Source organism: Ruegeria sp. HKCCSP346 (assembly GCF_017872595.1).
Classification (GTDB): domain Bacteria; phylum Pseudomonadota; class Alphaproteobacteria; order Rhodobacterales; family Rhodobacteraceae; genus Ruegeria.
This window is the reverse complement of sequence record NZ_JAEDOT010000004.1, coordinates 161,091-180,406: the sequence shown is the minus strand read 5'-3', so window position 1 is coordinate 180,406 and position 19,316 is coordinate 161,091. Positions and strand designations below refer to the sequence as shown.

General features: G+C 56.9%; 21 protein-coding genes. 15 read left to right on the top strand and 6 right to left on the bottom strand.

Features of this window, described 5'->3' with window-relative positions:
* Positions 1–76 precede the first annotated feature (76 nt).
* The 9 genes from sdhC to I9185_RS13690 all read left to right on the top strand — a co-directional run bounded on the left by sdhC (position 77) and on the right by I9185_RS13690 (position 6,297).
* A complete protein-coding gene (gene sdhC / locus I9185_RS13730) occupies positions 77–463 on the top strand; it encodes a succinate dehydrogenase, cytochrome b556 subunit (protein ID WP_152456838.1) in 387 nt (128 codons plus the stop codon).
* A gap of 13 nt (positions 464–476) precedes the next feature.
* Positions 477–848, top strand: a complete 372-nt coding sequence (gene sdhD / locus I9185_RS13725) for a succinate dehydrogenase, hydrophobic membrane anchor protein (protein ID WP_117870336.1) — start codon at positions 477–479, stop codon at positions 846–848.
* 18 nt (positions 849–866) lie between these two features.
* Positions 867–2,672 (top strand): succinate dehydrogenase flavoprotein subunit, encoded by a 1,806-nt coding sequence (gene sdhA / locus I9185_RS13720; protein ID WP_210093331.1) that lies wholly within the window; start codon positions 867–869, stop codon positions 2,670–2,672.
* A gap of 24 nt (positions 2,673–2,696) precedes the next feature.
* A complete protein-coding gene (locus I9185_RS13715; protein ID WP_171634926.1) occupies positions 2,697–3,296 on the top strand; it encodes a class I SAM-dependent methyltransferase in 600 nt (199 codons plus the stop codon).
* A 147-nt stretch (positions 3,297–3,443) separates the two neighbouring features.
* Entirely contained in the window at positions 3,444–4,070 is a 627-nt protein-coding gene (locus I9185_RS13710; RefSeq protein ID WP_171634924.1) for a sulfotransferase, read from the top strand.
* Positions 4,071–4,101: 31 nt separating this feature from the next.
* Positions 4,102–4,881: a succinate dehydrogenase iron-sulfur subunit gene (locus I9185_RS13705; protein ID WP_152456842.1), complete on the top strand. Its 780-nt coding sequence runs from the start codon at positions 4,102–4,104 to the stop codon at positions 4,879–4,881.
* Positions 4,882–5,002: 121 nt separating this feature from the next.
* The gene (locus I9185_RS13700; protein WP_210093330.1) at positions 5,003–5,143 is read left to right on the top strand and encodes a hypothetical protein; all 141 of its coding nucleotides are present in this window, start codon (positions 5,003–5,005) and stop codon (positions 5,141–5,143) included.
* Positions 5,144–5,192: 49 nt separating this feature from the next.
* Entirely contained in the window at positions 5,193–5,387 is a 195-nt protein-coding gene (locus I9185_RS13695; protein ID WP_171641649.1) for a hypothetical protein, read from the top strand.
* A 46-nt stretch (positions 5,388–5,433) separates the two neighbouring features.
* A complete protein-coding gene (locus I9185_RS13690; protein ID WP_210093329.1) occupies positions 5,434–6,297 on the top strand; it encodes a DUF1989 domain-containing protein in 864 nt (287 codons plus the stop codon).
* Positions 6,298–6,334: 37 nt separating this feature from the next.
* On the opposite strand, the gene deoD is transcribed toward I9185_RS13690, so the two are convergent.
* From deoD to I9185_RS13675, 3 genes are all read right to left on the bottom strand, one after another.
* Entirely contained in the window at positions 6,335–7,045 is a 711-nt protein-coding gene (deoD, locus tag I9185_RS13685; RefSeq protein WP_210093328.1) for a purine-nucleoside phosphorylase, read from the bottom strand.
* 17 nt (positions 7,046–7,062) lie between these two features.
* Positions 7,063–7,380 (bottom strand): H-NS histone family protein, encoded by a 318-nt coding sequence (locus I9185_RS13680; protein ID WP_171634916.1) that lies wholly within the window; start codon positions 7,378–7,380, stop codon positions 7,063–7,065.
* A gap of 124 nt (positions 7,381–7,504) precedes the next feature.
* On the bottom strand, positions 7,505–9,499 hold the full coding sequence (locus tag I9185_RS13675; protein ID WP_256420053.1) for a protein meaA: 1,995 nt from the start codon (positions 9,497–9,499) through the stop codon (positions 7,505–7,507).
* 117 nt (positions 9,500–9,616) lie between these two features.
* On the opposite strand from I9185_RS13675, the gene I9185_RS13670 reads away from it, so the two are divergent.
* The 6 genes from I9185_RS13670 (at position 9,617) to I9185_RS13645 (ending at position 16,529) form a co-directional block, all read left to right on the top strand.
* Complete coding sequence (locus I9185_RS13670) at positions 9,617–10,981, top strand: 1-acyl-sn-glycerol-3-phosphate acyltransferase (protein ID WP_171634912.1); 1,365 nt, start codon at positions 9,617–9,619, stop codon at positions 10,979–10,981.
* Between the two features lie 136 nt (positions 10,982–11,117).
* Positions 11,118–12,401, top strand: coding sequence for a crotonyl-CoA carboxylase/reductase (gene ccrA / locus I9185_RS13665; RefSeq protein WP_171634911.1), 1,284 nt, complete (start codon positions 11,118–11,120; stop codon positions 12,399–12,401).
* A gap of 368 nt (positions 12,402–12,769) precedes the next feature.
* Positions 12,770–13,489, top strand: coding sequence for a LuxR family transcriptional regulator (locus I9185_RS13660; RefSeq protein WP_210093327.1), 720 nt, complete (start codon positions 12,770–12,772; stop codon positions 13,487–13,489).
* 83 nt (positions 13,490–13,572) lie between these two features.
* Positions 13,573–14,211: an acyl-homoserine-lactone synthase gene (locus I9185_RS13655; RefSeq protein WP_210093326.1), complete on the top strand. Its 639-nt coding sequence runs from the start codon at positions 13,573–13,575 to the stop codon at positions 14,209–14,211.
* Positions 14,212–14,271: 60 nt separating this feature from the next.
* On the top strand, positions 14,272–15,804 hold the full coding sequence (locus I9185_RS13650; protein WP_210093325.1) for an AAA family ATPase: 1,533 nt from the start codon (positions 14,272–14,274) through the stop codon (positions 15,802–15,804).
* Complete coding sequence (locus I9185_RS13645) at positions 15,801–16,529, top strand: SDR family oxidoreductase (RefSeq protein ID WP_210093324.1); 729 nt, start codon at positions 15,801–15,803, stop codon at positions 16,527–16,529. The genes I9185_RS13650 and I9185_RS13645 overlap by 4 nt, the downstream gene beginning before the upstream one ends.
* Positions 16,530–16,532: 3 nt before the next feature.
* Here the strand turns inward: I9185_RS13645 and I9185_RS13640 are convergent, their stop codons facing one another.
* The 3 genes from I9185_RS13640 to I9185_RS13630 form a co-directional block, all read right to left on the bottom strand.
* Positions 16,533–17,300: a TIGR02186 family protein gene (locus tag I9185_RS13640; RefSeq protein ID WP_171634903.1), complete on the bottom strand. Its 768-nt coding sequence runs from the start codon at positions 17,298–17,300 to the stop codon at positions 16,533–16,535.
* A gap of 2 nt (positions 17,301–17,302) precedes the next feature.
* Positions 17,303–18,223, bottom strand: a complete 921-nt coding sequence (locus I9185_RS13635; RefSeq protein ID WP_171634900.1) for a sulfite exporter TauE/SafE family protein — start codon at positions 18,221–18,223, stop codon at positions 17,303–17,305.
* A gap of 91 nt (positions 18,224–18,314) precedes the next feature.
* Positions 18,315–19,238: a sulfite exporter TauE/SafE family protein gene (locus I9185_RS13630; protein WP_210093323.1), complete on the bottom strand. Its 924-nt coding sequence runs from the start codon at positions 19,236–19,238 to the stop codon at positions 18,315–18,317.
* Positions 19,239–19,316: the final 78 nt, after the last annotated feature.

Here is a 19,316-nt window from a genome sequence, read left to right as displayed (position 1 = left end):
GCTTTTGCACCCGCAGCACGTGACAGTGTCGCAAAAAACAGTAAAACGTTCGGTAGCCAACCGAAAAGGAGCCGCCATGGCCGATGTAAATCGGGGCAACCGCCCACTTTCGCCGCACCTGTCGATCTATCGTCCACAGCTGACGTCGGTCACATCCATTCTGACACGCATCACCGGAAACGCGCTACTGCTGGCGGCGCTGCTGATCGTCTGGTGGTTTCTGGCCGCAGCAACGTCGCCCGAGGCCTTCGCCGTTGCGAACGGAGTGATTACTTCGGTGCTTGGCGATCTGGTGATGGCTCTGTCCGTATGGGGTCTTTGGTATCACACGCTGGCCGGTGTACGGCACCTGATCTGGGACAATGCGATTGGGCTGGACCTTCCCACAGCGACAAAGCTGGGCTGGGCCGTTGTCATCGGATCGGTCGTGCTGACCCTTCTGACCCTTGTCATCGTCGCGTGATTGGAGGCCTGACATGCGTTATCTGACCGACCGCAAACGCGCCGCTGGCCTTGGCTCGGCGAAATCAGGCACCGCCCATTTCTGGGCGATGAAAGTCAGCTCGGTGGCTCTGCTGATCCTTGTGCCTTTGTTTGTCTTCACCTTCGGCCCGGTTCTGGGTCAGCCGTTTGACGTGGTGCTCGAGTATTATTCGCGGCCCTTCCCGGCCATCGTGGCAGCACTGACGCTGGCGGTTGGCTTCAAACACTTCGCAGACGGTGCGCAGGTGATGCTTGAGGACTATGTTCACGGCACGCTTGAAAAGGTCCTGATCATTCTGGTGACCTGCCTTTCCTACGGTGCGGCTGCGGCCGGCATCTTCGCCATCGCGCGCATTGCCCTCTAATTCCCGGAGCTGAAAGAAATGGCTGCATACGAATACGAAACGCATGAATATGACGTGGTCGTTGTCGGCGCCGGTGGGGCCGGTCTGCGGGCGACATTGGGTATGGCGGAACAAGGCCTGCGCACGGCCTGCGTGACCAAGGTTTTCCCAACCCGTTCGCATACTGTGGCGGCTCAGGGCGGTATCGCCGCGTCGCTGTCGAATATGGGTCCCGATCATTGGCAATGGCACATGTACGATACCGTCAAGGGCTCGGACTGGTTGGGCGACACCGACGCGATGGAGTACCTTGCCCGCGAGGCGCCAAAGGCGGTCTACGAGCTGGAGCACTATGGCGTTCCGTTCAGCCGTACGGAAGAGGGCAAGATCTATCAGCGCCCCTTCGGTGGACACACCACTGAATTCGGAGAAGGTCCTGCGGTACAACGCACCTGTGCAGCCGCCGACCGGACCGGCCACGCGATTCTGCATACACTGTATGGGCAGTCGTTGAAGAACAACGCCGAGTTCTACATCGAATATTTCGCCATTGACCTGGTCATGTCCGAAGACGGTCAATGTCAGGGTGTCGTCTGCTGGAAGCTGGACGATGGCACCATGCATGTCTTCAACGCCAAGATGGTGGTATTGGCGACCGGCGGCTATGGCCGTGCCTATTTCAGCGCCACCTCGGCCCATACCTGCACCGGCGATGGCGGCGGCATGGTGGCCCGTGCCGGGCTGGCCTTGCAGGATATGGAATTCGTTCAGTTCCACCCTACCGGCATCTACGGTTCGGGCTGTCTGATCACCGAAGGCGCGCGCGGCGAAGGCGGGTACCTGACAAACTCGGAAGGTGAACGGTTCATGGAGCGCTATGCGCCCCAGTACAAGGACCTCGCACCACGCGATTACGTTTCGCGCTCGATGACCATGGAAATCCGCGAGGGACGTGGCGTAGGGGCCGAAGGGGATCACATTCACCTGAACCTCAGCCACTTGCCTGCCGAAGCTCTGGCGGAGCGCCTGCCCGGTATCTCGGAAAGCGCCAAGATTTTTGCGGGTGTGGATGTCACGAAGGAACCGATCCCGGTTCTGCCCACCGTGCATTACAACATGGGCGGTATCCCCACGAACTATTGGGGTGAGGTTCTGAACCCAACTGCCGAGGATCCGACTGCGGTCGTTCCCGGTTTGATGGCCGTTGGCGAAGCCGGGTGTGCCTCGGTCCACGGTGCGAACCGACTGGGGTCGAACTCGCTGATTGACCTTGTGGTCTTTGGCCGGGCGGCGGCGATCCGGGCTGGCAAGGTTGTCGACGCCGAATCCCCCAACCCGGTTCTGAACCAGGCGTCGGTCGACAAGGCGTTTGACCGTTTTGATGCGGTGCGTAACGCCAGCGGTTCAATCCCAACCGCCGATCTTCGGCTTGAGATGCAAAAGACCATGCAGGCGGATGCGGCCGTGTTCCGAACCGCCAAGACCATGGCCGAAGGCGTCGAGAAGATGACGGCGATTGCCGCAAAGATGGACGACCTGAAGGTCACAGACCGTTCGTTGGTCTGGAACAGCGATCTGATGGAAACCCTTGAACTGACCAACCTGATGCCAAACGCGCTTGCCACCATCGTCGGCGCCGAGGCCCGCAAGGAATCCCGAGGGGCCCACGCGCATGAGGACTTCAGCGAGCGAGATGACGAAAACTGGCGTGTTCACACGGTCAGCCGGGTCGAGGGCAACAAGGTTGAGCTCAGCTATCGTCCGGTCATCGTTGATCCGCTGACGACCGAGAACCAAGGCGGTATCAGCTTGCAGAAAATCGCGCCCAAAGCGCGGACGTTCTAAGGGTTGGTCAGGAACAGGGGCGAGATGGCTGAGTTTTCTTCGACCGATTATTGGCAACGCCGATATGAGCGCGGCAAGACCTCGGGAGCGGGGTCTTACGGGCGTCTTGCTGTCTACAAAGCGAATTTCATCAACACGATGGTCGAGATGGAAGGCGTGGACTCGGTTGTAGAATTGGGATCGGGCGACGGAAATCAGGCGCAATTGTTTGATATCCCGAATTATACCGGTCTAGATGTCTCGGACCTCTGCGTTCGGCGCTGCAACGAAGTTTTTCGATCCCGCCCCAATTGGGTGTTCAAAAACGCCGATTCCGAGGTTGAGCCGCATGACGTTTCTCTTTCGCTGGATGTCATTTATCATCTGACCGAAGACAGCGTTTTCGAAAACTACATGCGGCGGTTGTTCGGACTGGCAAAGCGTTTTGTCGTTATCTATTCGTCTGATTTTGACCAGAACCCTTCCAACCAGCATGTGCGCCATCGCCCGTATTCCCTGTGGGTTGAAGAATTCATGCCCGGCTGGCAGCTCTATTGTGAAGAAGAGAACCCGTTTGCCGTCAAAGGGCATGCGCATGCCTCAAAGAACAGCTTTGCCGCGTTCAAAGTGTTCGAGCGGAGTTGAACGTGTGACTGGCGCAAGCACCATATCAACCCGGGAAGCCAAACAAGCCGCTTTTGATCATGTCACATGCCGGAGGGGCGTGCAAAAAAGCGCAAGTCATGGTGAAATCCCAGGCGTGCCAAGGCGTATGCTTTGCTGGTGCCCGCAATGACGGTCGAGAAACTCAAATCCGGGCAAAGCGATCCCAAGATCATCCTGATCGGCTTGAACCGCTGTGCGACGACCTCGTTTCACAAGCTGTTTCAGAACAGCGGGATTCCTTCGGTGCATTGGGAAGATGAACAGGGTCTAAACCTTGCACATCGGATGGTAACCAATATTGCCATGGGGCGCAGACCGCTGGATGGGTTTGGTGCCGTCCGGGCCTTCACCGATATCGCCTTTGTCAATTCGCGCTTCATGCTGGACGGCGCGCGGTTCTTTCGAGAGCTGCACGCGGCTTACCCCGACGCCTTTTTCTTGCTGAACACGCGCAATCGCGATGACTGGATCGCATCACGTGCCAACCATTCCGGCGGTAGGTACCTAGAGCGATGCTGCAAGGCCAATGGACAGACGGCCGACGAGGTAAAACGGGGCTGGGCGCATATGTATGACGTGCACCATTCCGAGGTCGAAGCTTTCTTTGACGACAACCCGCGCTTTCTGCGCTTTGATATCGACCGGGACGATCCGCAAAGCCTTGCGGATTGGCTTTCGCCGGATTTCGACGTGAACATCGCCCATTGGGGGCATTATAACCGAGGGGCGTCTGAATGCGCCCGGACAGGCTGAAAGGCGGCCTTGTGCTGAATGGAGAATTGACATGGTTCAACTGACCCTGCCCAAGAATTCCCGGATTACCACCGGCAAGACCTGGCCAAAGCCGGACGGCGCCACGAACGTGCGCAAGTTCCAAATCTATCGTTGGAACCCCGATGACGGGCAGAACCCGCGTGTCGACACCTATTTCGTTGATATGGATACGTGCGGTCCGATGGTACTGGACGCGCTGATCAAGATCAAAAACGAGATCGATCCGACGTTGACGTTCCGCCGGTCTTGCCGCGAAGGCATCTGTGGATCTTGCGCGATGAACATCGACGGGATCAACACGCTGGCCTGTATCTATGGCATGGATGAGATCAAGGGCGATGTGAAAATCTATCCGCTGCCGCATATGCCGGTGGTCAAGGACCTGATCCCTGATCTGACTCATTTCTATGCCCAGCATGCGTCCATCATGCCGTGGCTGGAAACCAAGACCAATCGCCCTGCGAAGGAATGGAAACAATCCATCGAAGATCGCAAGAAGCTGGATGGTCTTTATGAATGCGTGATGTGCGCCAGCTGCTCGACCTCATGCCCCAGCTACTGGTGGAATGGTGATCGCTATCTTGGCCCCGCGGCCTTGCTGCATGCCTATCGCTGGATCATCGACAGCCGGGATGAAGCCACTGGTGAGCGTCTGGATGAACTGGAAGATCCGTTCAAGCTCTACCGCTGTCACACCATCATGAACTGCGCCAAGACCTGTCCGAAAGGTCTGAACCCGGCCAAGGCGATTGCCGAGATCAAGAAGATGATGGTCGAGCGCGCGGTCTAAACACAGGCCCGATTTGCGATTTTCGCATGTCCATCTTGCAAAAATAGGCGATGCAGCCCCGGCTGCATTGCCTTATTTTTTTGGCAGGGAGGAGTGATGAGCTTTAGTCAGGATCACTCCAATGAGCAAAGACACATCCAAACGGAAAAGCGACGCCCAAGACGCGCTGGAACTGCTTGAACAGGCATGGGCCTATTACACGCCCGAACCTGCGAAGGCTGACAAGGAACCAGAGCTTTTCGAATACGCAAACGCAGCCTGATACAGGCTGCAAGGCTTGCAAACTGACGGTTTATCGGCAAAGCAGAGGGATGCCTGTTCTTCTGCTTCTTCTGGCGGCCGGCGTGTTTGCCTATTTCCTCTGGCGCTCGCGCCATTCCGGGCTGACACGTGATTGCAGGTGGCGGCAGGACAAGAGCCACGGCATCTGGCGGTGCAGCTTCTGCGGTGCCGAAATCACTGCACTGGACCAACCTTTGCAGTGTTTGAAGGCGCGTGACCCCTGAAAGATAGGGCTTTCCGAGGGTTGAATAATGCGCCACTCTGCCCGGCATGACCGTTTCAGAAAACACTCTCCACCCGCCTGAAGATTCCGAAGCCCGTCGCGCGGTTTCCCCTGTCATCTGTTACCCGAACGAGGCATTGCCGCGACCGGATGTGACTTGGATGAAGTCCCTTCGCGAACGCGCAAGCAAAACGGGCGAAGTGCTGGTGCCGCCACGTGATGCACGTTGTTTTGAAGTGCCTGCCGGCCATTTCTTTCGCATCACTTCCGTCGAGGGGCCGCAGGTTGGCGATCTGAACCTCTGGAACCGAAACGACCTGTCGGAACGCTTCTATTCCGGAAAAACCCGGGCGCTGCATGGCACGCATCTGACCACCGGAGAGCGGATGTGGTCCAGTTTTCCTCATCTGCGCCCGATGGCCACGATTATTGCGGATACGCTGGAGTGGTACGGGATCGATTCCTATGGGGGGTCGGTTCATGACGTCATCGGCACGCGATGCGATCCGTATACGGGCAACCTTTTGTCCGGTACGCAATACCATCATTGTTGCCACTCCAACCTGACCCGCGCGCTTGCGGATCACCTCAATATTCCGCTGACCGAAGCCGAACCAGCGGTGCACGACGTACTGAACGTCTTCATGTGTACCGGTTTCACCCGCGACACGGGTCAGTACTTCATGAAAGCCTCACCCGTGCGGCCCGGGGATTTTCTGGAATTCTTTGCCGAGATTGATTTGCTGGGCAACCTCAGCGCCTGTCCGGGCGGGGATTGTTCCTCGGAACATTCCTCGGACACGGCTGCATGCCACCCCTTGCTGGTCGAGGTATTCGCTCCTGCCAGTGGTGATTTGAAGGGGTGGGACAGCCCTGCGAGCAATGGTTATGATCGCTCGCACGGGCGTTAGCAAAGGCAGGCACCCGTTTCCTCGTGCCTGCCCACCATCAGCTGTTGGGGAACGCAGCCTGAAGCGCGATTTCCACCATTTCACCAAAGCTGCTTTCACGTTCTGACGATGGCAGGGCCTCTCCGGTCAACAGGTGGTCGGAAACAGTGAGAACGGCCAAGGCGCGGCATTTGTGGCGCGCCGCCAGGATATAGAGTTCGGCCGCTTCCATCTCGACCCCCAGAATGCCGTGACGCACCATCTGTTCATTGAGATCTGGACGTTCGTCATAAAAGACATCTGACGAGTAAATTCCACCAACATGGGTCGGCGTTCCCTTGGCGGCAGCCGCTGTGGCGGCAGCTTGCAGAAGCCCCCAATCGGCGCAGGGCGCAAAGTTGAGCTCTTTCATGATGCCGCGCGACGGCGTGCTCAGCGTGGTTGATGTCATGGCCAGAATAACGTCACGAATTTTGACGCTGTCCTGCATCCCCCCGCAGGATCCGATGCGGATCAGGGTTTTCGCATCGTAATCGCGGATCAACTCGTTTACATAAATGGAAAGGGACGGCATTCCCATGCCGCTTCCCTGAATTGTTACGGGGTTTCCCTTCCAGTTTCCGGTAAAGCCAAGCATTCCCCGAACGTTATTGACCTGTTTGACATCATCCAAAAACGTCTCGGCCGCCCATTTCGCCCGGTAGGGATCACCGGGCAATAGAACGGTTTCAGCTATTTCGCCTTCTTCGGCGCCAATATGAATTGTCATTTTCCAAATCGCTCAGATTAGATTTCCAGATCAGAAATATCCGCGCCTGCCGTCAGCGCGTCATGCACCCATTGAGGTTTGCGGCCGCGACCGGTCCAGGTTTGATCGGGATTCTCCGGATTACGGTATTTAGCCTTTGTTTTTGTTGGCTTAACACTGCGCGACGTTTCTTCGGACAGTTCAGACAAAGAGAAGCCGAATTCTGCCGCAGCCTTTTCTGCAGCTTTCAAAGCCTCCTGACGTTCGCGTTTTTCTGCCCTGACCAAAGCTTTTTCAATGTCATTGCGCAAAGCCAAAAGGTCTTTGCGCGACATATTCTCAAGATTGATCCCCATCATTCTTCTCCATCAGATAATAACTACGGTGCACATGAGCGCGCACCGTAATTCCAATTATCAGCGTATTCCATCCCGAATTTTTCAGAGACGGAAACAGGAGAAAAAGTGCCTTGCAGCTAATTTACTCTGCGGCGAGGTTCCGAGGATCCGCCAGAGTAACAATATCGCCCATTATCGAATTGAGTTCGAAGTTTTTCGGGGTGTAGACCTTGGCCACACCCATGGTTTTCAGTTTTTCGGCATCTTCGTCCGGAATAATGCCGCCCACCACTACTGGGATATGAGATAACCCTGCCTGCCGCAGACGTTCCATGACGTCTTTGACCAGTGGAAGGTGGCTGCCGGACAGGATCGACAGTCCAATGACATGCGCGTCATCTTCGCGGGCGGCCGCAACGATTTCTTCGGGTGTCAGGCGAATGCCCTCATAGCTGATGTCCATACCGCAATCGCGGGCACGGAAGGCGATCTGTTCGGCACCGTTGGAATGGCCGTCCAGCCCGGGTTTGCCTACAAGGAACTTCAGACGCCGGCCCAGCTTGTCGCTGACGGCATCAACGGCGGCACGCAGGTCGTCCAGCCCTTCGGTCTTGTTCGAAACAGACCCCGAAACACCAGTTGGGCCGCGATAGGTTCCATAGACTTTGCGCATTTCTTCGGCCCATTCGCCCGTTGTCGCGCCGGCCTTTGCGGCGGCAACGGACGGTTCCATGATGTTTGCCCCGGTCTGTGCCGCTTCACGCAGCGCGGCCAGGGCAGCGGTTACGGCCGCTTCGTCCCGTTCTGCGCGCCACGTGTTCAGGCGGTCGATCTGTTCTTGTTCCACGGCAGGATCAACAACCATGATGCCACCGTCTTCGGTTTGCAGGGGTGATGCCTCGCCTTCGATCCATTTGTTCACACCAACAACAACGGTTTCATTGCGTTCGATCCGGTTCAGGCGTTCAGCGTTGGAATCCACCAGTCGGGACTTCATGTATTCGATCGAAGCGACCGCGCCGCCCATCGAATCCAGGTTGGCCAGTTCGGCCCGCGCGCCTTCTTTCAACTCTTTCACCTTGGCATCGACAGCGGGGTTGCCATCGAACAGGTCATCGTATTCCAGGAGATCGGTTTCGTAGGCCAGGATCTGCTGCATCCGCATCGACCACTGCTGGTCCCACGGGCGCGGCAGACCCAGCGCCTCGTTCCAGGCGGGCAACTGCACCGCTCGGGCGCGGGCATTCTTCGACAGGGTAACGGCCAGCATCTCGATCAGGATGCGATAGACGTTGTTTTCGGGCTGCTGCTCGGTCAGGCCCAGAGAGTTCACCTGCACGCCATAGCGGAATCGACGGAATTTCGGATTTTCAACGCCATAGCGTTGTTGCAGGATCTCATCCCAAAGATCCACGAAGGCACGCATTTTGCACATTTCGGTGACAAAGCGGATGCCAGCATTCACAAAAAAGGAAATCCGGCCGCAGAGCGCCGGGAAATCCTCGGCAGGTACACGTGGGCGCAATTCGTCCAGCACGGCGATGGCAGTGGCTAGGGCATAGGCCAGTTCCTGCTCTGGGGTCGCACCTGCCTCTTGCAGGTGATACGAGCACACGTTCATCGGGTTCCATTTCGGAACATTGGTATAGCAATACTCGGCCACGTCCGCGATCATCTTGAGCGACGGCTTGGGCGGGCAAACATAAGTGCCGCGGCTCAGGTATTCCTTGATCAGGTCGTTTTGAACCGTGCCCTGTAGTTTGGATACATCCGCGCCTTGCTCTTCCGCGACGGCGATATAAAGCGCCAAAAGCCATGGCGCAGTGGCGTTGATCGTCATCGAGGTGTTCATCTGCTCCAGCGGGATCTGGTCGAACAGAACCCGCATGTCGCCCAGATGACAGACCGGCACACCGACCTTGCCGACTTCACCGCGGGCCAAGGTGTGGTCGCTGTCATAGCCTGTTTGTGTGGGCAGATCGAAGGCCACGGACAGGCCGGTTTGGCCTTTCGCAAGATTCCCCCGATAAAGCGCGTTCGAGGCTTTGGCCGTGGAATGACCGGCATAGGTTCGGATGAGCCAGGGGCGATCTTTCTGCGTCTGCGTCATAGCGGGGCCTCGCGTTTCAGTGGGCAATAAAATTACGTCTTAAGGTTCTAAAGCGCAATTTTCGGGACATGTCAATTCGCTGCGTTGCGGCATGTCGCAATTGTTCAGATTGTGGGCGGCTGTGATTGGTGGCAATCTGCCGCCATGACGCAAACCGTGGAACTTCCGCTTTGGCTTTTCGTGCTGATCGTGGTCTTTGCCATGGTCACTTTCGCATCGCATTTCCTGTTTCCATCCGTCCGCTGGTTTTTCCGTCGCAGACTGGAACGCGCGGTGGCGCGCCTGAACCAGCGCCTTCAACGCCCGATCCAGCCCTTCAAGCTGGCGCGTCGGCACGACATGATCCAGCGCTTGATTTATGATCCGCAGGTCGGCCAGGCGGTTCAGCAACATGCCCGTGAAACCGGCATGCCCGAGGCCGTCGCCTCGGAGCAGGCACGTCGTTATGCCCGAGAGATCGTTCCGTCCTTTTCCGCCTTCGCCTATTTCAGCTTTGCGATCCGGTTGGCCCGCTTGCTGAGCAACACATTCTACGAGGTGCGGCTTAGCTATCAGGACGAAGAATCCGTCAGGAGCATTGACCCCGAAGCTACCGTTGTCTTTGTCATGAACCACCGGAGCAACATGGATTACGTTTTGGTCACGTATCTTGCAGCCCGACATTCTGCACTGTCTTATGCTGTCGGAGAGTGGGCCCGGGTCTGGCCGCTCAGCCGATTGATCCGGGCGATGGGGGCGTATTTTATCCGGCGCAAGTCCGGCAGCGAACTCTATCGTCAGGTTCTATCCACCTATGTGCGCCACGCAACCGAAGCCGGCGTAACTCAAGCCATGTTTCCAGAAGGCGGGCTGAGCCTGACCGGGGCTATTGCGCGCCCCAAGCTTGGACTGCTCAAATATATTATGGATGGAACGTCGCCACAGGGGCGCGATGTGGTGTTTGTCCCGGTTGCCCTGAATTACGACCGTGTGTTGGAAGACACCATCCTGACCCGCGCAGCACTTGGGACAGAGCGACGGTTTCGCGCACGGATCGGCGTCATCACGCGCTGGATAGTGAAACAGATCTGGCGTCGTTTGATCGGCCGATACAAGCGGTTCGGTCTGGCGTCCGTCCGGTACGGCAGGCCGATCTCTCTCAGGGAATTCCGGGCTGAAGGCAGTGACGACATGATGACGGATTTGGCCCGGGCGCTGATGCAGCGTATCCAGCATGCTATTCCGCTGGTGCCGGCACCAGCGGCCTGTTTGCTGGTGCGCGACAACGGCCCGATGTCCGAAGAAGACGTGCTGTCACAAATCCGACAGATGATGGAGCGCGATGATCCGCAGACCAAGGACAATTCGCAGGCCATATCAAATGCTCTGGATCAACTGGTTGAACGCCGGATTCTGAACCGACAGGGGAATATGCTGTCCGTATCAGGTCAGCGCGGCGATCTTCTGGACTATTACGCCGCATCCGTCCCAACGGATTCAAGTTACCAGGTTTCTGCAGCCGCAAAATAGCTTTCTGCAACCGCTGGGTCATAAAATTACAATATAGCACCAAAAACGGTTGCAATATTACTCATCGACCAATATTCCAGTCTGTGAAGCGCGCGATTCTGCGTCGCGGCAAAGGCACTGAACAGAGGAGGCCGGCATGGCTTTGGACACCGAAAGTGGTATCGCGTCGTACGAGGCACCTGAAAAAGATCTGTATGAAATGGGTGAAATCCCACCCATGGGATATGTCCCAAAGCAAATGTACGCTTGGGCCATTCGCAAAGAACGTCATGGTGAGCCGAACACCGCCATGCGGCAGGAAGTTGTAGATGTTCCAACCTTGGACAGCAACGAAGTGTTGGTTCTGGTTATGGCCGCAGGGGTCAACTATAACGGCGTCTGGGCCGCTCTGGGGCAGCCGATCAGCCCGTTTGACGGTCACAAAGCACCCTACCATATCGCGGGTTCGGATGCGTCGGGCATCGTTTGGGCCGTTGGCGACAAGGTGAAGCGCTGGAAAGTTGGCGATGAGGTTGTGATCCACTGCAACCAGGACGACGGCGATGACGAGGAATGCAACGGCGGTGATCCGATGTATTCGCCCAGCCAGCGGATCTGGGGCTATGAAACGCCGGATGGCTCGTTCAGCCAGTTCACCCGCGTGCAGGCACAACAGCTTATGCCGCGCCCCAAGCATCTGACATGGGAAGAAGCGGCGTGCTACACCCTGACGCTGGCAACCGCATACCGGATGCTGTTTGGCCACGAGCCACACGATCTCAAACCGGGTCAGAATGTCCTGGTCTGGGGCGCATCCGGGGGTCTGGGGTCCTACGCAATCCAATTGATCAATACCGCAGGCGCAAATGCAATCGGTGTGATTTCAGACGAAAGCAAGCGTGATTTCGTTATGGGGCTGGGCGCCAAAGGTGTTCTGAACCGTCGCGACTTCAACTGCTGGGGTCAATTGCCCACGGTCAACACACCGGAATATGCCGAATGGTTCAAAGAGGCCCGCAAATTCGGCAAGGCGATCTGGGACATAACCGGCAAAGGCAACAATGTTGACATGGTGTTCGAACACCCGGGTGAAAGCACTTTCCCGGTATCGACCTTCGTTGTGAAAAAAGGCGGTATGGTCGTGATTTGCGCCGGAACATCGGGTTTCAACTGTACATTCGATGTGCGCTACATGTGGATGCACCAAAAGCGTTTGCAGGGCTCGCACTTTGCTCATCTGAAGCAGGCGGCAGCCGCGAACAAGCTGATGGTCGAGCGCCGCCTTGACCCCTGCATGTCCGAGGTGTTCACCTGGAATGACTTGCCCGAGGCCCACATGAAAATGCTGCGGAACGAGCACAAGCCGGGCAATATGTCCGTTCTTGTTCAGGCGCCGCGTACTGGTCTGCGTACCCTCGAGGAAGTCCTGGACGCAGGTTGATAACGCGCCAGGGTTGTAGACAAAAAACGCCCGCGAATCACTTTGCTGGTTCGCGGGTCTTTTGTGTTTTTCAGGCCTCTGACAATCTTTCAAATGCTTGCAATTTTGCCCATCGCTATTTTTGGGGAGTAGAAACCGGTGAATAGGCCAAAAAAGATCATACATGTTATGGTTGTGTTAACCCTTCGTTAACTGTTTCAGAGAGACCCTGATGGCGCAAAATGAGTGGATATTGGACGTATTGTCGGACCTCAATGCTTTCGCCGTTGCGAATGGTTTGACCGCGCTTGCAGAGCAGCTTGATGACACAAGACTGATCGCGGCTGCCGAGATTGCGTCCTTGAAGAACGAGGCACGAGCGCCCGCGAATGGCAACGAAGGTCGATTTGGGTCAAATCCTTCAGGATTTGGAAAACACCAACACGCTTGAAGAACTCAGCGCCGTAGCTGAGCGTTTGCGGGACGCGTTGAAGGTCGAGCACCTGACGTATCACTGGGTTGACGGTGCCGGAGATCAATACGGCTACACCACCTATTCAGACGCCTGGGATGAGCGCTACAGGGAAAAAAACTATCACCGTATCGACCCTGTGATCTTGGGGTGTTTCCAGCGGTTTCATCCGGTTGACTGGAAGTCGTTGGATTGGTCCGGCAAGGTGGCAAAGGCTTTCCTTCTGGATGCGCAAAACCATGGCGTTGGAAATCAGGGGTATTCCATCCCAATTCGGGGTCCAAATGGTCAGTTCGCCCTGTTCACGGTCAACCACAGTTGTGATGATCAAACCTGGAAAAACTGTATCTCGACTTACGGGCGAGATTTGATTCTTGTTGCGCATTACATAAATCGCAAGGCGCTGGAGTTTGAAAAAGACAGGCAGCCGGACTGCCCGCGCAGCTTGTCGCCAAGGGAAATCGACGCGATCACACTATTGGCGTTGGGATACAGCCGCGCCCAAGTGGCCCATTCCCTGACGATTTCCGAGCATACGTTGCGCGTTTACATTGAAAGCGCGCGCTCAAAGCTGGGCGCACATAACACAACCCACGCAATCGCCACGGCACTCAGCCGGGGATTAATAGTGGTTTAAGAGGCGAACGGCCTCCACACGCAAAATTAACCACGACTCTGTACTCCCTTCGTTCCTGCACAGGACGACAAGGGGAACAAGTCATGCTGCGTTATCTATATGCCGATGAGTTACACAGATTTCCGACTCTGGCAGAGGGGATGTTCAAAGATCGTGCGGATCAGTTCAAGACCCGGTTGGGGTGGGATGTCCACGTCAACGAGAAGGGCGAAGAACGGGACGAATACGATGATCTCAATCCGCTTTATGTCATCTGGGAAGAGCCGGATGGCAGCCACGGAGGGTCGATGCGTGTATTGCCTACGACCGGTCGGGTGATGATCAATGAGGTTTTTGGTCATCTGAATGGCGGCAAGCCGATTTGCAGCCCCCTGATCTGGGAGGTCACCCGGTTCTGCCTGTCCCGAACAGCCAGACCGCATACTGCCGGCGCCATCATGTTGAGCGGCGGTGAAATGATGGAAGGTTTCGGCCTGACGCATATTGCCGGTGTATTCGATGCCCGGATGATCAGAATCTATCGCCTGATCGGGTCATCGCCCGAGGTTCTGGGAACCCAGGGCAGCGGGCGCGATCAGATTTCAGTCGGATTGTGGCCCTATTCCGCGGATGACTGCAACCGTGTGGCAGAGCGTGCGGGCATCCCGCGCGACCTGTCTCGGATGTGGTTCAAGGCCGCATTCGGGCCGAAGAGACAGCACCGGTTCGCCCTGTCCGCTTAAGTGTCGGAAAACGCCAATCCACATCTGGTGATGGCTGGCGCGGCCCTGTAGGGTCGCGCCATGTCCTTGCCGAATGTAACGTTCTCAGATGATCAGGCCGCCGCGTATGACAGCATCGCCGAGATGCTGCGGGCAGCAGGTGTTGATCTGGAAGATGATGCCCTTCTGAAACTGCCGGGCGCAGGAAAATCCGGTGTGATGGCCGTGATCGGCAAAGCCGGCTCGGGCAAAACACTGCTGTTGGCCGAGCTGTACAAGGCACTGGCAGAGACGGGTGTTCAGATCGTGTCCGGCGATTATGAAAGCCGCAAATCGAAAGACAAGCGCAGCCTTGCCATCCTGGCCCCGACGAACAAGGCTGCAAGCGTTCTGCGATTGCGCGGCGTGCCTGCGACCACGATTCACCGAATATTGTACACGCCGGTTTATGATCCGGAATACGAGCGTATTGCGGAATGGCTGGCCGGCAATGACGAACGCCCCGATATCGAAGGTTTGACGGATGAAGCCTTGGATCGCGCGGCTGCTTTCTATCAAAATAACAAATCGATCCCCGGGGCCCTGGCCGCCGCCGGTTTGCGAGGGTCGGATTTCATCACAGGGTGGAAGCGCCGTGACGAACCACTGGATATCGGGTTTGTCGATGAAGCGTCGATGCTGGATGACCGTCAGTTCGATGATCTCAAAGAGATTTTCCCGACCCTTCTGTTGTTCGGGGATCCGGCTCAGCTGGCACCGGTAAACCAGTCCGGCAGCATAGTTTTCGAGGCATTGCCCGAACCCAGGAAGCTGACACTCCAGCGGGTGCACCGCCAGGATGCGGACAATCCAATTCTGGATCTTGCGCATGCGTTGGCTGACCCGGCAATGGGCTTTGAGGATTTCGAGCGACTGATCGAAGAAACAGCCCGTAGGGATGACCGAGTTGTCTGGGGCCAGCGGGTTGAGGTCGATCTGATGGCCCGAAGCCCGGTTCTCGTCTGGCGCAACGCCACGCGCATTCGTTTGATACAGGCCTTCCGGCAAGTTCACGGCGCACCGGATACAGAATTGCTGGCAGGTGAACCGCTCATTTGTGATGGGATCGAATTGCCCCTGAAACATCGCAAGAAACGGCTGGACCTTGAGGCGCGTGGGCTGATCAAAGGAGCTCAGGTGGTATATCTGGGGCCGGGACGAAAGCCGGGGTTCTCGCGTCTTCACGTGGTGGGGGCCGAAGACCCTCAGGTCAGTGCCGCCTCGATCGTTCAGATTGAAAAACCGGACGAGGAAGAGCCTTTTATTCCCTACGCTGCCCGCATGGGGGCGACCTTTTTGCACGGAGCGGCCGTGACGATCCACAAGGCGCAGGGGTCACAATGGGATACGGTTCAGGTGTTCGCTCCAGACCTCTATGCCGCCGCTCGTATGGGCCGGACCGAGGCCGGACAGCCATTGTGGAAGCGTCTGGCATATGTCGCGATCACGCGCGCGCAAGAGCGGTTGATCTGGGTGGTGCGAAATCGCCTGTCAAAGCCCACGCACCCCCTGCGTGTGGATGACTTGAGGGCGATTCCGGCGGCGTCGCTGACATTGGAGGCGGAAGAGACATGAAATCCATCATCGTAACGGGTGCCAGTTCAGGTATTGGCCGGGCAACGGCCCTGCTGTTCTTGTCTCAAGGGTGGACGGTCGGGCTGTTGGCGCGCAGCAAAGACAAACTGGATGCTCTGGCAAAAGAGCATCAGGCAGCCATCGTCCTGCCTGCGGATGTGACCGACCCGAATGCGGTTGGACGGGCTTTTCGGTCTTTCACAGACCGCACCGGGCGGCTGGATGTTCTGTTCAACAACGCCGGGATCTTTGCGCCGGGCGGCACGATCGACGAGATCGCTCTGGACGATTGGTACCAAAGCGTCAACGTGAACCTGAACGGCATGTTCCTCTCCGCGCGTGAAGCTTTCAAAATCATGCGTCACCAAAATCCACAGGGCGGCCGGATCATAAACAACGGCTCGATAGCGGCACATGTTCCGCGCCCGAATTCGGTACACTATTCGGCCACAAAGCACGCCATTACAGGGCTGACGCGCAGCCTTTCGTTGGATGGGCGTCGCTTTGGAATCGCCTGCGGGCAGATTGATATCGGAAACGCGCGTACACAGATGGTTCAGGGCCTTGTTAACGCGGCGCAAGCCGCTGGCGAGACACCGGACCCGACGATGGCCGTGGAAGACGCCGCGCGTTCGGTTCTGCATATGGCAAGCCTGCCGCCTGAGGCCAACGTGCAGTTCATGACCGTCATGGCCACAACCATGCCCTATATCGGCCGAGGATGACGGTTACTTTTCTCGCAACAGCCGGAAGGCTGTCGAGGCGCCCCAGCCTGCCGCGATCGCTATAACCAGCGACATCAGACCGTACCAGACGGGTTGCTGGCGGGACATATTGTACAAAAAACGCTCTAGGCCAACTTTCCGAACATCAATGATCGTTTCATATTGCGAGACGACCTCTCCGCCACGGGTCAGGAAAATCCGGGCGGTATAATCGCCTTCGGTCAGGTCGGCGGGCATATCGATCGAGGTGCGGAACAGGGTCTGTTCATCCACTGCCACGGTATTTTCGCGGATCGAATACAGGTGTTCGTGTTCTCGAATTCTTATTACGGCGTCTGCAAAATCCTGTGCGCCCCGGATATGCATCGCGGCACCGACCGAGCGGATCGCGCGTTCGATCGAAATCCGGTAGCGCAGGTCTTCGGTGTCGGACAGGATGTCGTCAAAGGGTCCGCTGGTTGCGACGGCGTAAAAGCTGGGTGCAAGATCGACAAGAACACTGTCGGTGTTCACCCAGATCCCAAGCTTGCGTTCCTTGCGTCGCACGGTGACAGGCTCGGACGGACCAGCAACCGCGACGATGACTTCGACCGGAGGGCCTGAAGGGATTGGGGTTTCCCGCTTGATTGCCCCAAATATCAGAAGTTCCGATCCGTCGAATGTCGCGGTGATGGCAACCCGGTCCTGGCTGAGACCAAGGACAACCTGCTCTTCCGCCGCCAAAGCGGGCATGCAGAACAAGCACAGGGCGGCAATAAACGAACGCAACATCCTCAGTGCCCTCCACCGCTGCCAAGCGAGTAGAGCTCGGCAGGTTCAATAAGCAGATCAAGTGCCAGCTTGCCACATACGGCCAGTACCAGAGCGGCAAGCAGCACGCGCAATTGTTCCGCCGGCATCCGGGCTCCGATCACGGTTCCGATCTGGGCGCCAATGACGCCGCCCACCAGCAACAAGACCGCCAGAACAACATCAACCGTATAGTTGGTGGTGGCGTGCAGCATCGTGGTGAAGGCTGTCACAAAGATGATCTGGAACAGCGACGTGCCGACAACGACCTTGGTCGGCATACCCAGCAAATAGATCATGGCAGGAACCATGATGAAGCCGCCGCCAACGCCCATGATCGCGGACAAAACCCCAACGCACAGACCGACCAAAGCTGGCGGGATGACCGAGATATACAGGCCCGAGGTGCGGAAACGCATTTTGAAGGGCATGGCATGGACCCAGCCCCGCTGCCGACGCTTGGCAGGGGCCGCGCCGCCTTTCTTGGCTTTACGCAGGGCCCTCAGGCTTTCGACAAACATCAGGCTGCCGATGACGCCAAGAAAAACAACGTAACAGAGTGTCACCAGCAGATCGACCTGACCCAGGCTTTTGAGATAGTTGAAGACAACCACGCCCAGAGCGGCCCCAACAAGCCCGCCAACCAGCAATACCGTTCCCATCTTGAGGTCCACGGTCTTTCGTCGGAAATGTGCCAGAACTCCGGAAAAGGATGATGCGACGATCTGATTGGCTTCGGTAGCAACAGCCACCGCCGGCGGAATACCGATGAAGAACAGCAGCGGGGTCATCAAAAAGCCGCCACCGACACCGAACATGCCGGACAGGATGCCGACCATACCGCCCAACCCCAACAAGAGGAAAGCGTTTACTGAGACTTCGGCGATGGGCAGGTAAATGTGCATGGTACCGTTACTTTGCGTATGGCCGTGGCTTGCCTGTTATGGGTTGAGATTTCAAGGGTGGTAATTGTCGTGTGCCGTGGGTCAAACAACATCAAACTCCCCCGGGTTCCGCCAAAGAAAAGATCTCTTTTGGCGGTAGAAAAAGGTCAAACCCGATTTTACCGGCGACGCCCATGACAAGAAGCGCCAAAAGGATACGCAATTGTTCGGCTTTCAGACGTGCACCAATCTGCGTTCCCAATTGCGCACCCAAAACACCGCCCAGCAACAGGAACAGGGCGAGGACAACATCGACACTGTAGTTGGTCGACGCATGTATCATCGTTGTGAACCCGGCAACGAAAATGATCTGGAACAGGGATGTCCCGATAACCACCTTTGTCGGGATGCCAAGGACATAGATCATTGCGGGAACCATGATGAACCCACCGCCGACTCCCATGATCGCCGACAGAACACCAACGCCGAAACCGACCAGCGCCGGAGGTATGACAGAGATGTAAAGTCCAGACGCCGGGAACCGCTTCTTGAACGGCAGGGCGTGAACCCAGGTTCGCTGACGTCGCTTGGGGGCAGGACCATTGCCTGACTGGCTGGCCTTTCGGATGGCCGCAAGGCTTTCGATAAACATCAGGGTTCCGATGGCGCCCAAAAACACGACATAGCAAAGCTGTACCGCCAGATCGACCTGCCCGAGATGCTTCAGGAAATTGAAAACCACCATTCCAAGGGCCGCACCAAGCAGCCCTCCGGCCAGCAGAACGCTTCCCATTTTCAGGTCCACGGTCTTGCGTCTGAGATGGGCCAGCAAGCCCGAAATAGACGAGGCAACAACCTGATTTGCTGATGTGGCCACAGCAATCGCCGGGGGTATGCCGATAATGAACAGCAACGGGGTGATCAAAAACCCGCCTCCAACCCCGAACATGCCGGACAGAATGCCGACAGCCCCACCGATCCCCAAAAGCAGGAATGGGCTGACAGAAACTTCTGCTATGGGAAGGTATACGTGCATACCCTCTTAGAACGGTTGCGGCATGCAAAATCAACTCTGCATGCCGCTCCGCAGCGAACAGGACTGAAACTCAATTTG